At 55.5% G+C, this 13,840-nt stretch carries 14 protein-coding genes; 9 read left to right on the top strand and 5 right to left on the bottom strand.

Features of this window, described 5'->3' with window-relative positions; translation table 11 throughout:
• Positions 1-117 precede the first annotated feature (117 nt).
• Both tehA and tehB read left to right on the top strand, forming a co-directional pair.
• Positions 118-1,113: a dicarboxylate transporter/tellurite-resistance protein TehA gene (tehA, locus tag AM329_RS06485; protein WP_032609166.1), complete on the top strand. Its 996-nt coding sequence runs from the start codon at positions 118-120 to the stop codon at positions 1,111-1,113.
• On the top strand, positions 1,113-1,706 hold the full coding sequence (gene tehB / locus AM329_RS06480; protein WP_032609167.1) for a tellurite resistance methyltransferase TehB: 594 nt from the start codon (positions 1,113-1,115) through the stop codon (positions 1,704-1,706). Before tehA ends, tehB begins: the two co-directional genes overlap by 1 nt.
• On the opposite strand, the gene pepT is transcribed toward tehB, so the two are convergent.
• Positions 1,703-2,932: a peptidase T gene (gene pepT, locus AM329_RS06475; protein ID WP_032609168.1), complete on the bottom strand. Its 1,230-nt coding sequence runs from the start codon at positions 2,930-2,932 to the stop codon at positions 1,703-1,705. The two genes, tehB and pepT, sit on opposite strands and share 4 nt — an antisense overlap.
• A 111-nt stretch (positions 2,933-3,043) precedes the next feature.
• Here pepT and AM329_RS06470 point away from each other — a divergent pair, with 111 nt between their 5' ends.
• A complete protein-coding gene (locus AM329_RS06470) occupies positions 3,044-4,639 on the top strand; it encodes an ABC transporter substrate-binding protein (RefSeq protein ID WP_003857222.1) in 1,596 nt (531 codons plus the stop codon).
• Between the two features lie 133 nt (positions 4,640-4,772).
• Complete coding sequence (locus AM329_RS06465) at positions 4,773-5,447, top strand: DUF3313 domain-containing protein (protein WP_003857221.1); 675 nt, start codon at positions 4,773-4,775, stop codon at positions 5,445-5,447.
• Between the two features lie 34 nt (positions 5,448-5,481).
• Here AM329_RS06465 and AM329_RS06460 read toward each other — a convergent pair whose 3' ends face one another.
• The gene (locus AM329_RS06460) at positions 5,482-6,378 is read right to left on the bottom strand and encodes a DMT family transporter (RefSeq protein WP_003857219.1); all 897 of its coding nucleotides are present in this window, start codon (positions 6,376-6,378) and stop codon (positions 5,482-5,484) included.
• A 174-nt stretch (positions 6,379-6,552) separates the two neighbouring features.
• On the opposite strand from AM329_RS06460, the gene AM329_RS06455 reads away from it, so the two are divergent.
• On the top strand, positions 6,553-7,425 hold the full coding sequence (locus AM329_RS06455) for a helix-turn-helix domain-containing protein (protein WP_003857218.1): 873 nt from the start codon (positions 6,553-6,555) through the stop codon (positions 7,423-7,425).
• On the opposite strand, the gene AM329_RS06450 is transcribed toward AM329_RS06455, so the two are convergent.
• Positions 7,405-8,571, bottom strand: a complete 1,167-nt coding sequence (locus AM329_RS06450) for a benzoate/H(+) symporter BenE family transporter (protein WP_032609170.1) — start codon at positions 8,569-8,571, stop codon at positions 7,405-7,407. The genes AM329_RS06455 and AM329_RS06450 overlap by 21 nt on opposite strands.
• A 92-nt stretch (positions 8,572-8,663) precedes the next feature.
• Between AM329_RS06450 and AM329_RS06445 the strand changes: the two genes are divergently transcribed.
• Both AM329_RS06445 and AM329_RS06440 read left to right on the top strand, forming a co-directional pair.
• A complete protein-coding gene (locus AM329_RS06445) occupies positions 8,664-9,191 on the top strand; it encodes a helix-turn-helix domain-containing protein (RefSeq protein WP_003857214.1) in 528 nt (175 codons plus the stop codon).
• Between the two features lie 80 nt (positions 9,192-9,271).
• Positions 9,272-11,236, top strand: a complete 1,965-nt coding sequence (locus tag AM329_RS06440) for a U32 family peptidase (RefSeq protein ID WP_032609172.1) — start codon at positions 9,272-9,274, stop codon at positions 11,234-11,236.
• Here the strand turns inward: AM329_RS06440 and AM329_RS06435 are convergent.
• Positions 11,233-11,466, bottom strand: a complete 234-nt coding sequence (locus AM329_RS06435) for a DUF2554 family protein (RefSeq protein ID WP_003857211.1) — start codon at positions 11,464-11,466, stop codon at positions 11,233-11,235. The two genes, AM329_RS06440 and AM329_RS06435, sit on opposite strands and share 4 nt — an antisense overlap.
• A gap of 243 nt (positions 11,467-11,709) precedes the next feature.
• On the opposite strand from AM329_RS06435, the gene AM329_RS06430 reads away from it, so the two are divergent.
• Complete coding sequence (locus tag AM329_RS06430; protein ID WP_032609174.1) at positions 11,710-12,072, top strand: hypothetical protein; 363 nt, start codon at positions 11,710-11,712, stop codon at positions 12,070-12,072.
• 148 nt (positions 12,073-12,220) lie between these two features.
• On the opposite strand, the gene ftrA is transcribed toward AM329_RS06430, so the two are convergent.
• Positions 12,221-13,219 (bottom strand): transcriptional regulator FtrA, encoded by a 999-nt coding sequence (ftrA, locus tag AM329_RS06425; protein ID WP_032610225.1) that lies wholly within the window; start codon positions 13,217-13,219, stop codon positions 12,221-12,223.
• A 73-nt stretch (positions 13,220-13,292) separates the two neighbouring features.
• On the opposite strand from ftrA, the gene AM329_RS06420 reads away from it, so the two are divergent.
• Positions 13,293-13,703, top strand: coding sequence for a rhodanese-like domain-containing protein (locus tag AM329_RS06420; RefSeq protein ID WP_003857206.1), 411 nt, complete (start codon positions 13,293-13,295; stop codon positions 13,701-13,703).
• Positions 13,704-13,840: the final 137 nt, after the last annotated feature.

Genomic DNA, 13,840 nt, shown 5'->3' with positions numbered 1-13,840 from the left:
TTATCCCTGAATTGCCTTTCAATAAACGTAGCAAAGTTTTGGTTTTTCGAAGTGCTGGCATCCGCTCAGGAAACCCCTTAAAATGGCATTTAAAATACATTTTAAACTTTAAAAAAAATGCATAGCCTAAACCAACGCGTTCTTAACTTGCCCGCCGGGTATTTCGGTATGGTCCTCGGGACCATAGGTATGGGGTTCGCCTGGCGTTATGCCAGCACCATCTGGCCGGTGACGCGCTGGCCGGGCGAGATCCTGGTGGCGCTGGCGGTGGCGATCTGGTTCCTTCTGAGCGTGGCGTTTCTTACCCGTGCGGTACGGTTTCCACATAGCGTGTTGGCCGAGATGCGGCATCCGGTAATGAGCAGTTTTGTCAGCCTGTTTCCTGCCACAACGCTGCTGGTGGCCATCGGCTTTGTGCCGTGGTATCGCCCGGTGGCGCTGGGGTTGTTTAGCGTGGGCGTGGTGATCCAGCTTGCGTATGCCGCCTGGCAAAGCGCCGGGCTGTGGCGCGGCAAGCATCCGGAAGAAGCCACGACGCCGGGACTCTATCTGCCGACGGTGGCGAACAATTTTATCAGCGCGATGGCCTGCGGTGCGCTAGGCTTCCACGACGCGGGGCTGGTGTTCCTTGGTGCCGGGGTCTTTTCCTGGCTGAGCCTGGAGCCGGTCATTTTACAACGCCTGCGCAGCGCGGGCGAGCTGCCCGCTGCCCTTCGTACCTCGCTCGGGATCCAGCTTGCGCCTGCCCTGGTGGCCTGTAGCGCCTGGTTTAGCGTCAACGGCGGCGAAGCGGACACCTTCGCCAAAATGCTTTTCGGCTATGGCCTGTTGCAACTCCTGTTTATGCTGCGTCTGATGCCGTGGTATCTGTCGCAGCCGTTCAACGCGTCGTTCTGGAGCTTCTCGTTCGGGGTGTCGGCGCTGGCGACCACCGGTTTACATCTTGGGCAGAGCAGTCCGTCAGGGTTCTTTCATGCCCTCGCTGTTCCCCTGTTTATTTTCACCAACGTCACCATCGCGATGCTGCTGGTCCGTACTTTTATCTTGCTGATGCAGGGCAAACTTCTGGTGCGCGCTGATAAGGCACTGCTTATGCAATCTGAGGAAAAATAATGACTGTCGATGAAAACTACTTTACTGAGAAATATGGGCTGACCCGCACGCACTCAGAGGTGCTGCTCAGCGCGGACATTGTTAAGCCGGGAAAAACGCTCGATCTCGGTTGCGGAAATGGCCGTAACAGCCTCTACCTCGCTGCCAATGGCTATGACGTGACGGCGTGGGATAAAAACCCGATGAGCATCGATAACATTGAGCGCATTAAGGCGGCGGAAGGGATCGCGAATCTGCAAACGGCGATCAAGGATCTGAACAACCTGACCTTTGACGGCGAATACGACTTTATTCTTTCCACCGTCGTGTTGATGTTCCTCGAAGCGAATACCATCCCTGGTCTTATCGCCAATATGCAGCGTTGCACTAAACCAGGCGGCTATAACCTGATCGTTGCCGCCATGGATACGGAAGATTATCCGTGCACCGTCGGCTTCCCGTTTGCCTTCAAACCCGGTGAACTGAGTAACTACTACGAAGGTTGGGAGCTGATCAAGTACAACGAAGAGGTGGGGGAACTCCACCGTACCGATGCCAACGGGAACCGTATCAAGCTGCGCTTCGCCACCATGCTCGCACGCAAGCCCGCTTAACGCGCGGCCAGCAGACAGAGTTGCAGTGCAGTGCGACAGGAGGCCTCGAACGACGACAGCGGTAAAAACTCAAACTTCGAGTGGAAGTTATGGGCGCCGGTGAAGAAGTTCGGGGTGAGCAGGCCTTTAGCTGACAGGGCCGCCCCATCCGTGCCACCGCGCATGGGGATCGGTTTTGGGGTGATGCCGAGCGACTCCATCGCCTCGAACATCAGGTCGATCGCGCGGCGGTCTTCGCCAATCGCATTGCTGATATTGCTGTAGGTATCTTCAATGCGATACTCCACGTTTGCCGTGGGATGCTGCGCGGCTATTTGCGCCGCCACATCGGCAATTTGCTGCTTGCGGGCGGCAAAACCGTCTTTGTCAAAATCACGAATGTTGGCTTTCAGTATCGCTTCGTTTTGCCCGGCCTGGATGCCGTTAAACCAGATATAACCTTCGCGCCCCTCGGTGCATTCCGGGGTTTGCCGGCGATCGAAATGGCTGATGAAATCCGTTGCCATCAGCAGCGGATTGACCAGCACCCCTTTGGCGGACATCGGGTGCGCCGTGACGCCGGTAAAGCGAATTTCAGCCGCCGCCGCGTTAAAGTTCTCGTAAACAATTTCGCCCAGCTCGCAGCAGTCGATGGTCCAGGCAAAATCGACGTCGAAGCGCTTTAAATCCAGCGCTTTCGCGCCGCACAGGCCAATCTCTTCATCGGGCACAAACGCCACCACAATATCGCCATGGTTGTGCTCAGCGGTGAGGTTTTCCAGCACCGTCATGACCACGGTGACGGCCGCTTTATTATCTGCGCCTAATACGCTGGTTCCGTCGCTGAAAATAATCTCCTCATCATGATAAGCCAGAATTTCCGGGTGCTCTTTTACGCGCAGCCAAATATCTTTCTCTTTATTCAGACAGAGATCATCCCCCGTAAATGTTAATATTTGTGGATGAATATCCGGGGATAAACCGACGTCGACGGTGTCGATATGGGTAATAAAACCAATACGCGGCGCGCCGGGAACATTACCTTTTTTCACGGCGGTAACGGTGGCGAACTCATCAATCACAATATCGTCTAACCCCAGCGTTTCCAGCTCCTTCGCCAGCTCCCGCGCCATGTCGTGCTGGCCCGGGGTGGAGGGCAGGGTTTTGACTTTCGGGTCGCTCTGGCTGGTGATGGCGAGATAGCGGAAAAAGCGTTGGGTTAATTGTCTGGAGAGTTCCGAGCCCATAGTGTTTCCTTCTGTATTTATTTTTCATGTGTTTGCGCCATCACTTTAATGTTATTTATGAAATGGCAAAAGAAGTAATTAGCCGTCGAATTAAAAAGACAGGAATAAATGATGAAAAGCACATTCACAATGATAACGCTGGCGCTTGCTGCACTGACGGTCAGTTCCACCGTCGCGGCAAAAACGCTGGTGTATTGCTCCGAAGGATCGCCGGAAAATTTCAATCCTCAGCTCTATACGTCGGGGACCAGCGTGGACGCCAGCGCCGTACCGGTTTATAACCGTCTGGTCGATTTCAAACCGGGCACTACCGAACTGGTACCGAGCCTGGCGGAAAGCTGGGAGGTAAGCGAGGATGGCAAGGTCTACACCTTCCACCTGCGCAAAGGGGTGAAATTCCACAGTAATAAGCTGTTCACGCCGACGCGCGACTTCAACGCGGACGACGTGATTTTCTCGTTTATGCGCCAGAAGGATGTGAATCATCCTTACCATAACGTCTCCAACGGCAGTTATTCCAACTTCGAAAGTCTGGAGTTCGGCAGCCTGATTACCGCCATTGATAAAGTTGACGATCGCACCGTGCGCTTCACCCTGGCGCATCCGGAAGCGCCGTTTGTCGCTGACCTGGCGTGGTACTTTGCCTCCATTCTGTCGGCGGAGTACGCCGATGCCATGCTGAAAGCGGGCACGCCAGAAAAGGTCGATATGCAGCCGATTGGCACCGGGCCGTTTAAGCTGTCGCAATATCAGAAGGATTCCCGCATCCTCTTTACCGCTTTCCCTGACTACTGGCAGGGAAAATCGAAGCTGGATCGTCTGGTGTTCACCATCACGCCGGACGCCTCGGTACGTTTTGCCAAAGTCGAGAAGAATGAGTGTCAGGTGATGCCGTTCCCGAACCCGGCGGACCTGCCGCGTATGAAGGCTAACAAAGACATCAACCTGATGAGCAAGGCCGGTCTGAATACCGGTTTCCTGGCGTTTAACACGCAAAAGCCGCCGCTGGATAACGTAAAAGTGCGCCAGGCGCTGGCGATGGCGATTAACAAACCGGCCATCATTGAGGCGGTTTTCCACGGCACCGGCACGGCGGCGAAAAACCTGCTGCCGCCTGGCGTCTGGAGTGCCGACAGTGAGCTGAAAGACTACGATTACGATCCAGAAAAAGCGAAAGCGCTGTTAAAGGAGGCGGGGTTTGCCAACGGCGTAAGCATCGATCTGTGGGCCATGCCCGTGCAACGGCCGTATAACCCGAACGCGAAGCGTATGGCGGAGATGATCCAGGCGGACTGGGCGAAAGTTGGCGTGCAGACCAAAATCGTGACCTACGAATGGGGCGAATACCTGAAGCGCGTGAAGGGCGGGGAGCATCAGGCTGCGCTGATGGGCTGGACAACGGCGACGGGGGATCCAGATAACTTCTTCGGCCCGCTGTTTACCTGTACGTCCGCCAACGGCGGGTCGAATTCGGCGAAATGGTGTTATAAGCCGTTTGATAACCTGATTGCCGAAGCAAAATCGATAACCGATCGCGAAAAACGCGTGGCGCTGTACAAGCAGGCGCAGCAGATGATGCACGATCAAATGCCGGCGGTAATGATTGCTCATTCAACGATTTTTGAGCCAGTCCGTAAAGAGGTCACGGGCTATGAAATTGATCCCTTCGGCAAACACCTGTTCTGGCAAGTGGACCTGAAAGAGTAATTTTCACTGCCCGGTTTCGGTCGGGCAGTTTTTTCGCTATTTGTGCTGTCTTCGTCATTTTTTGCCACAACACATCGCCCCATTTTTTGTTATAACTTCAAGTGCATACTTGCAGATAACATGGAATACCATCATGCGTACTCACACTTTTTTTAAAGTTGCAGTGCTTTCTGGTCTGTTGGCCCTTTCAGGCTGTGCGTCAAAAGTCGCAGCCCCCGATCAATATTCAGGCTTTTTAAAAGATTACTCAGGCTTGCAGGAGATGAAATCTGCAACCGGGAAGCCAACCCTGCGTTGGGTTGATCCTTCTTATAATGAGGCGAATTATGACAGCATTATTTGGACGCCGATAACCTATTATCCGACGCCAAAACCGACCACTCAGCTTGGGCAAAAAACGCTTGATGAGCTGTTGAATTATACCAATACCAAACTGAAAACCGCGATTGGCCAGCGTAAGCCGATTGTGACGACGCCGGGCAAACATAGCCTGATCTTCCGCGGCGCCATCACGGGTGTGAGCTCAGACAAAGAAGGTTTGCAGTTCTATGAAGTGGTGCCTGTCGCGCTGCTGGTTGCGGGTACGCAGATGGCCACGGGCCATCGTACCATGGATACGCATCTGTTCTTCGAAGGTGAGTTAATCGACGCGGCTACGAACAAACCGGTGATTAAGGTTGTTCGTAAGGGGGAAGGGAAAGAGCTGGCGAACGAGAATACGCCAATGGGCTTCGGCACCCTGAAGCAGGTTGTGGATGACATGGCAACGGATGCCACTATGTTTGATGTTCATCAGACAGCAAATTAATAAAAAAAGGCCTGCATTTTCGCAGGCCGTTTTTTTATGCCGTCCGCAGGCGGCGGAACCAGGTTTCCGGCTTCGTAAACATCACCATATTCCCCCCCAGTATCAACAACAGGCCGACGATCCCGTTGAGATGCCACACGTAACCCTCGTACACCGTTGAAATCGACAGCGCCACCAGCGGGAACAGCAGGGTGCTGTAGGCGGCTTTACCGGGACCAATGCGGCCTACCAGCGTAAAGTAGGCGCCGAAGGCAATCACCGAGCCAAACAGCGCAAGATAGAGCAGCGCCCCCATATAGCTCACCGTCCATTCCGGCATAAAGTTATCGCCTCTGAAGAGGGCGATAAGTCCCATCACGACGGTGCCATACAGCATCGCCCAGGCGTTGGTGGTCATGGTTTCCAGCCCGTTTCGCTGATGACGCATGCTGATCATATTCCCCAGCGAGAAGCCGTAGGTGCCGAGGGCGGAAAGCCCGATGCCCGTAAGCAACGACGCGCTCCAGCCGCTGGCGAGCAGATCGTTCCAGAACAGGGTAATGATCCCGATAAGCCCCAGCGCTGCCGCCGTCCAGAAGCGTGCGGGTGGACGCTGGCCGAAGAAGATAAAGCTGTTGATGGCGTTATACAGCACGGCCATCGAGAAAATCACCGACTCAAGGCCGGTATTGATATGGGCGGCGGCGGTGTAAAAGCACCAGAAGTTGAAACAGAAAACGCAGCAGCCCTGTAGCATGCAGTAGAGATGATCCCGCAGCGCCAGCCTGCGCAGGCGGCGAAGGGCGACCAGGACGATCATCATCGTGGCGCTGGCCACGGCGAAGCGCCAGAAAATGGAGACCGGCGCTGCAACCGGCCCCTGTTGTAAAAAAATGGCGATCCAGGTCGTGCCCCAGATAACAACAACCAGCCCATAGAGTAATGCGTTCATGGTGTCTCTCTTCTCATACCGCGAAAAACAACAGTGTGGCGAAAGAAGAGGGACCCGGCTTTCATCGCCTTGCGCCGGACTTGCAAATTCTTGCGCTTTTTTCTCGCACAATGGCTGGTAACAGGCTGCAACACTTCTTAGACTGACAGTCTGATTAATCACCTGTTTACGGCCATGTCTCTCGTTTACGACACCTTTGAAACGTTACGCCAACAAAATGCGGTGCTGCGGGAAACCGTCGCGCTCAATACTGGCATTCAACTGGCGGCGTGGTACAACAAGCACGACACGATCACCGTGAAAAGCAACCATCACACCCTTAGCCTGTACGTGGCAGATGGCTATGAAAGCTATCAAAAAACGCCGGGTGGCTGGAAAAATGGCGGTGGGCCGGATCGTTTTTGTCTGATGCCGGAAGAGAGCGAATCCACGTGGGATATTCGTGACGACCTGTCGTTCGTGCACCTCTACTGCACCGATGAACACCTGCGGGACGTGGGGGAGAAAATCTGGGATAAAAGACCGCTATCGCTGACGCTGGAGGAAAAAATATTCGGCAGCGATCCGAAAATCACCGCCCTTTATCGCCAGTTTTTGCTCGGCTGCGACTGGCAGCAAAACGCCAATCAGCTCACCCTGAGCACCGCGTCGACCTTATTGCTGACGCATTTAGTCCAGCACTATTCCAGCGTACAGTGGAAGCTGCCGGTAGTGACCGGCGGGTTATCGCCGTTTGTGCTGCGCAACGTGCTGGCCTTTATCGAGGAAAACCTGGCGCAACCCTTAACGCTGGCGGAACTGGCGGGCCAGGCCGCACTCAGTGAGTATCACTTTGCGCGGATGTTCCGCCAGTCGATGGGCCTGGCGCCGCATCAGTACGTCATGCAGCGCCGCATGGAGAAGGCCAAAGCGATGGTGCAGCACACGACCACGCCGCTCACCGACATCGCGCTGGCCTGCGGATTTAACTCCGCCAGCCATTTCAGTAACCGTTTTCGCAGCATGACCGGCATTACGCCGTCGCAGCTACGCGCGGCGAAGGCGTGAGAAGACGGCGTAACAGATCCCTCCCAACACCAGCCCCCAGAAGGCGGAGCCAATCCCCAGGAGCGTGACGCCGCTGGCGGTCATCAGGAAGGTGACGATCGCCGCGTCGCGCTCTGCTTCATGATTCAGTGCCTGATACAAACTCCCGCTGATAGTGCCGAGCAGGGCCAGCCCGGCCAGCGTCTGGATGCCGCTCAGCGGCAGGGCGGCCATCAGCCCCGAAATCGACCCGCCGAACACCCCCGCCAGCAGATAAAACCCACCTGCGGCCGCCGCAGCCAGCCAGCGTTTACTGGCATCCGGGTGGGCGTCCGGGCTCTGGCAGATGGCGGCGGTGATGGCGGCGATGCATATAGAATAGACGCCGAAGGGGGACAACAGCAGCGCCAGCCCGCCTGTGGCAACGATCAGCGGTGAGACCGCCAGCGGATAGCCCGATGCCTGCATGGTGGCGAAGCCGGGCGCATTCTGCGACGCCATGGTCACCAGGAAGAAGGGTAAGCCGATGCTGATCAGGCTGGTGAAGGTGAACGCAGGGGCAATGAATTCCGGCATGATGACCGATAACGTCATCCTGTTCGTGACAACGTCACCTCCAGCCCAGGCAACGAACACGCCCACCAGCAGCGTGGCGACAATGGCGTACCGGGGCGCTACAGCTTTGGCCACCAGCCAGGCGGCCAGCATACTGCCGCAAAGAAAAATGTGTCCCTCAAGATTGCTGAATGCCTTCAGGCCAAACTGTAACAGCACGCCCGCCAGCATAGCGGCGGCAAGCGAGTGCGGGATCAGTTTCATCAACCGGGCAAACAGGCCGGTGACGCCGCACAGCAGAATCAGCGTATTCGCGAATATAAATACCCCGATGGTTTCCGCCAGCGTCACGCCATGCAGGCTGGTGGCGAGCAACGCCGCGCCCGGAGTCGACCAGGCGGTCAGCACGGGGGCTTTATACCACCACGACAATACCAGCGTGCTGATCCCCATCCCGAGCCCTAGCGCGGTCATCCATCCGGCGATTTGCTGTGTACTGGCGCCAGCCGCCGCAGCCGCCTGCCAGATAATGGCGGCAGAGCTGGCATAGCCCACCAGAACGGCAACAAAACCGGCCAGCACGGCAGGAAAGAGAGAGGCAGTCGATTGCATGGAAACTCCGTTGTGCGTTATAACGTCCGGGATAAGGTATCACTGTGCGCTATAGCGTACAAGTGGTATGCTTTGCCGCAACGGGAGGAACTATGGATATCACTCAACACCTTGCAACCACACTGAAAGCGCTGCGTCTGGCGCGGGGCTGGAGCCTGTCAAAACTGGCGGAAGAGACGGGCGTGTCGAAAGCGATGCTTGGGCAAATCGAACGCAATGAGTCCAGCCCGACGGTCTCTACCTTGTGGAAAATCGCCACCGGGCTGAACGTACCTTTTTCGGCGTTTATCACTCCAGAAAGCGAACCGCAGGCGGTATTCGATCCGCAGCAGCAGGCGATGGTGGTGAAACCGCTTTTCCCCTGGGATGAACAGCTTAAGTTCGACCATTTCTCCATCACCCTGTCGCCCGGCGCGCTGAGCGAGTCCACGCCGCACGAAGCCGGGGTGATCGAACATGTGGTGGTGATAAGCGGTGAGCTGGATATGCAGATCGACGGTGTCTGGCGCACAATATACGCTGATTCCGGCGTGCGTTTTGCCGGCGATAAACCGCACGCGTACCGCAACAGCAGCGCCCGTACGGTGCATTTTCACTCCCTGATCCATTATCCCCGCTAAAGCGTCGCAAAACGGTTTCACTGACACAGACTTCTGACTACAATAGCCGCCATTTTGACCATAACGGATAACGACGAAGTATGCGCCTGCACTCCCATCATCTTGAACTGCTAAGCCCGGCCCGCGACGCCGCCATTGCCCGTGAAGCCATTCTTCACGGTGCGGATGCCGTCTACATTGGCGGCCCTGGCTTCGGTGCCCGGCATAACGCCAGCAACAGCCTGCGCGACATTGCCGAGCTGGTACCGTTCGCTCACCGTTTCGGGGCGAAGGTGTTTGTGACCCTGAACACCATTCTTCATGATGATGAGCTGGAGCCTGCGCAGCGTCTGATCACCGATCTCTACCAGACCGGCGTTGACGCCCTGATCGTTCAGGATATGGGCGTTCTGGAACTGGATATCCCGCCGATTGAGCTGCACGCCAGCACCCAGTGCGATATCCGCACCGTCGAGAAGGCGAAGTTTCTTTCGGACGTCGGGTTTACGCAGATTGTGCTGGCGCGCGAGCTGAACCTGAACCAGATCCGCGATATCCATCAGGCGACCGACGCGACCATTGAATTCTTTATCCACGGTGCGCTGTGTGTGGCCTATTCCGGGCAGTGTAATATCTCTCACGCCCAGACGGGGCGCAGCGCTAACCGGGGCGACTGCTCTCAGGCCTGCCGTCTGCCGTATACCCTGAAAGACGATCAGGGCCGCGTGGTGGCATTCGAAAAACACCTGCTGTCGATGAAAGATAACGATCAGACGGCGAACCTCGGTGCGCTGATCGATGCTGGCGTACGCTCCTTCAAAATTGAAGGGCGCTACAAGGACATGAGCTACGTGAAAAATATCACCGCCCATTATCGTCAGATGCTGGATGCCATCATCGACGATCGCGGTGATCTGGCGCGCGCCTCCGCCGGGCGTACAGAGCATTTCTTTATTCCGTCTACGGACAAAACCTTCCACCGCGGCAGCACGGACTATTTCGTGAATGCCCGTAAAGGGGATATTGGCGCGTTCGACTCACCGAAGTTTATCGGCCTGCCGGTGGGTGAAGTGCTGAAAGTGGCGAAAGATCATCTTGACGTTCAGGTGACAGAGCCGCTGGCGAATGGCGATGGTCTCAACGTGATGATCAAACGTGAAGTGGTGGGTTTCCGTGCCAATACGGTGGAGAAAACCGGCGAAAATCGCTATCGCGTCTGGCCGAACGAAATGCCTGCCGATCTCTACAAAGCCCGTCCTAATGCGGCGCTTAACCGTAACCTGGATCACAACTGGCAGCAGGCCTTGCTCAAGACCTCCAGCGAGCGCCGCATTGCGGTGGATATCGCGCTGGGGGGCTGGGAAGAGCAGCTGATCCTGACCATGACCTGCGAAGACGGCATCAGCGTCACGCATACGCTCGACGGCCTGTTCGAGGTGGCGAACAATGCGGAGAAAGCGCTCAACAACCTCAAGGATGGCGTGGCGAAGCTGGGGCAGACCATTTATTACGCGCGCAATATTGAGGTGAATCTGCCGGACGCGCTGTTCGTGCCGAACAGCCTGCTGAACCAGTTCCGCCGTGAAACGGCCGAGATGCTGGATGAAGTACGCCTGGCGAACTATTCGCACGGCAGCCGTAAGGCCGAAGCGGTGCCTGCGCCGGTCTACCCGGACACGCATCTTTCTTTCCTCGCGAACGTATACAACCACAAAGCGCGTGCGTTTTATCATCGTCACGGCGTGCAGCTGATTGACGCCGCGTATGAAGCGCATGAAGAGAAGGGCGATGTGCCGGTGATGATCACCAAATACTGCCTGCGGTTTGCTTTTAACCTTTGTCCGAAACAGGCGAAAGGCAATATTAAAAGCTGGAAAGCGACGCCGATGCAGCTGGTGAATGGCGATGAAGTGCTGACGCTGAAGTTTGACTGCCGTCCGTGTGAAATGCACGTTATCGGCAAGATGAAGAATCACATCTTCAAAATGCCGCCGCCGGGAAGCATTGTGGCCTCCGTCAGCCCTGACGATTTGATGAAGACCCTGCCGAAGCGTAAAGGCAGCTAACCCGCAGAGTGGGTATCCGGTTTGCGCGATTTCTGCCAGGTATGGTGCTCGCGCAACCCCTCCGCAGACTCCTCAGCCGCGCTGCGTAACTCGTCGCTGTCAGCTTCATGACGAAGCTGATGGTCGGCGTTTTTCACATACACAAATTCATGCCCTTTGTGCTCCGCCATAATCTGTCCTGAGAACAGGGCGCTAATCACCAGCAGTAGCGAAAATTCTTTTCTGAACATCATTTATCCCCTGAAAATACGCTACGGTCATCGTAGGGATAATTTCATAGAGTAATTATTCGACTCTTTAAATTTGAAAAAATAGAGTGTCAAAAATTGTGGTCGCAATAAAACGCGCTTAAGACTATTCTTAAAAGCGATATCGACGTTGTAAACTCCCATTTCTGGTATGCAAAGAACAACTAGATTTATTGGGAAATCATTTACAATAAGATTTTTCTGGCTAAGGATTGGATCGAATAAATGAAAAAAATAATCGTGCTATCACTTCTGGGCGTAGTGGTTGCGGTGGGTGCTGCGGCCAGCATCTATTCAAATGAAGAACCAGAATATATTCAGTCAGCAAAAAGCCGTGTCGGATCGTATTTAACCAGCGATTACGGACGTGTCGAATGTAATAGCACCCAGGTAAGTGAAGAGCGCTGGGAGCTGGGCTGTACCAATAAGGCGAGAGGCAAAACCTTCCAGTTCGCCGTTTACCCACCCGAGCAGGCACCGTATGGGGTCTCTCGTGCGTTTTATCTCGAAGCGATTAATGATGATGCCCGCCAGAGTGCAGATCAGGGGCTGATGCGTTATCTGCAAATTAATACCAAAGCGGGTTAATCGATTCGTTTATGCTTCGTTGAGGCTCACAGTGGTAGATTGCTGGTGATCCACATCCCGGTAGGGAATACCGGAGCGTAGATACCAAAATACAAATCTATCCATGCAAGCATTTACCGCCAGATTATGGCGGTTTTTTTTTGCCCGTTTATCGTACCGGCTGTAAAAATTGTTTGCGATATTGCGCGGGCGAAAGCGCAAATTGCTGCCGGAAATGGTGGCGCAGCGTGGCGCTTTGTCCAAATCCGGTTTGTTCCGCAATATTATCAATGCTGAGCCGACTGTTTTCGAGATAATCTTTTGCCCGCTGCAATCGCGCAGTCAATAACCAGCGCGCGGGCGTTGTCCCGGTCGCGTCCTGGAAACGGCGCAGAAAGGTGCGTTGACTCATACCCACCCGCAGGGACAGCGATTCGACGGTATGGGAAACGGCCAGATGCTGATGAAGATAATCGAACAGCTGGCCCAGGCGCTGGCTCTCCCGCAACTGAGCCACCGGTCGGCTAAGTTGCTGGGTTTGCGAGCCGTCCCGATGGGGCGGGATCACCAGTCGACGCGCCACGCGGTTTGCTGCCTCCATACCGTAATTCCGGCGCACCACGTGCAGACACAGATCAATCCCCGCGGCGCTGCCGGCGGAAGTGAGAATATCGCCTTCGTCCTGGTAGAGCACATCTTCGACCACGGTGATGGCGGGAAAGCGTGTTTTCAGAGCTTGCGTGTAGCGCCAGTGGGTGGTTGCCTTCCGCCCGTCAAGCAGGCCTGAGGCTGCCAGAACGAAAACGCCAGAACAGATCGAGAGTAGCTGGCAGCCGCGGGCATGCGCCGCGCGGAGCGCCTGGCAGAGCGCTTCGGGTACGGGTTCATCCAGCCCTCGCCAGCCGGGTATAACAACCAGATCCGCCGTTTCAAGCAGACGCAGATCGCCGTCGGCCAGAATACGGATCCCGCCCGTTGCCCGGAGCTCGCCGCCATCCACGCTCGCCACGGCGAACTGATACCAGTCATCGCCCATCTCCGGGCGCGGCAAGCCAAAGATTTCTACCGCCACGCCAAACTCAAAGGTACATAAACCGTCATATGCCAGCACGACCGCGCGCGGCGAGGGATGTCTTAAGTTTGTCATCTTTTTGCTGTTTTCTGGCATAGGCGGACGCATTCATGTTCTGAATTAAGGGATAGAGTAGTGTTAACACAAACACCACAAATGAGGAAGATTCATGAGCTATGTTACTGAATTTCCGGCTGCTGAGCCGCAGGAAGCCGTGGGGCATTTTCTGCGTCGTCTGAGCGTCGAGACGGACTGCGCCGATGTCCATCACGCGGTATCCAGCGGTGAGCAGGACTTTGTTCTGCTGCACGTTGTCGGGAAGCCTGAACATTTTGCCCGGCGGCATCTGCCCGGCGCGCTGCATTTACCCTGGAGCCAGATCACCGCCGAGCGGATGACAGCGTGGCCAGAGGGCACGCTGTTTGTCGTCTATTGTGCAGGCCCACACTGCAACGGGGCGGACAGGGCGGCGCTGAAGCTGGCGCGTCTGGGTCTGCCGGTTAAGATTATGCTCGGGGGCATGACCGGCTGGGAAGATGAGCGGTTCGCGTTTGCAGGATCTTCATCGCCCGCCCTGTGAACATGAATTTATTTCATCACAGATGAAATTTTCTCGTTTGTCGGCGGCGAGCCGGTATGACATCTTTTTAGGACGTTTAGACATCCAGAAGTCTAAATGTTCAAGAGATGAATTATCACTGTGGGCAATTAACGCCG

The organism is Enterobacter cloacae complex sp. AR_0002 (assembly GCF_001922365.1).
In the GTDB taxonomy this organism is placed as follows: Bacteria; Pseudomonadota; Gammaproteobacteria; order Enterobacterales; family Enterobacteriaceae; genus Enterobacter; species Enterobacter hormaechei_C.
The sequence above is the reverse complement of the archived record's forward strand: the minus strand, read 5'-3'. Positions and strand labels throughout refer to the sequence as shown.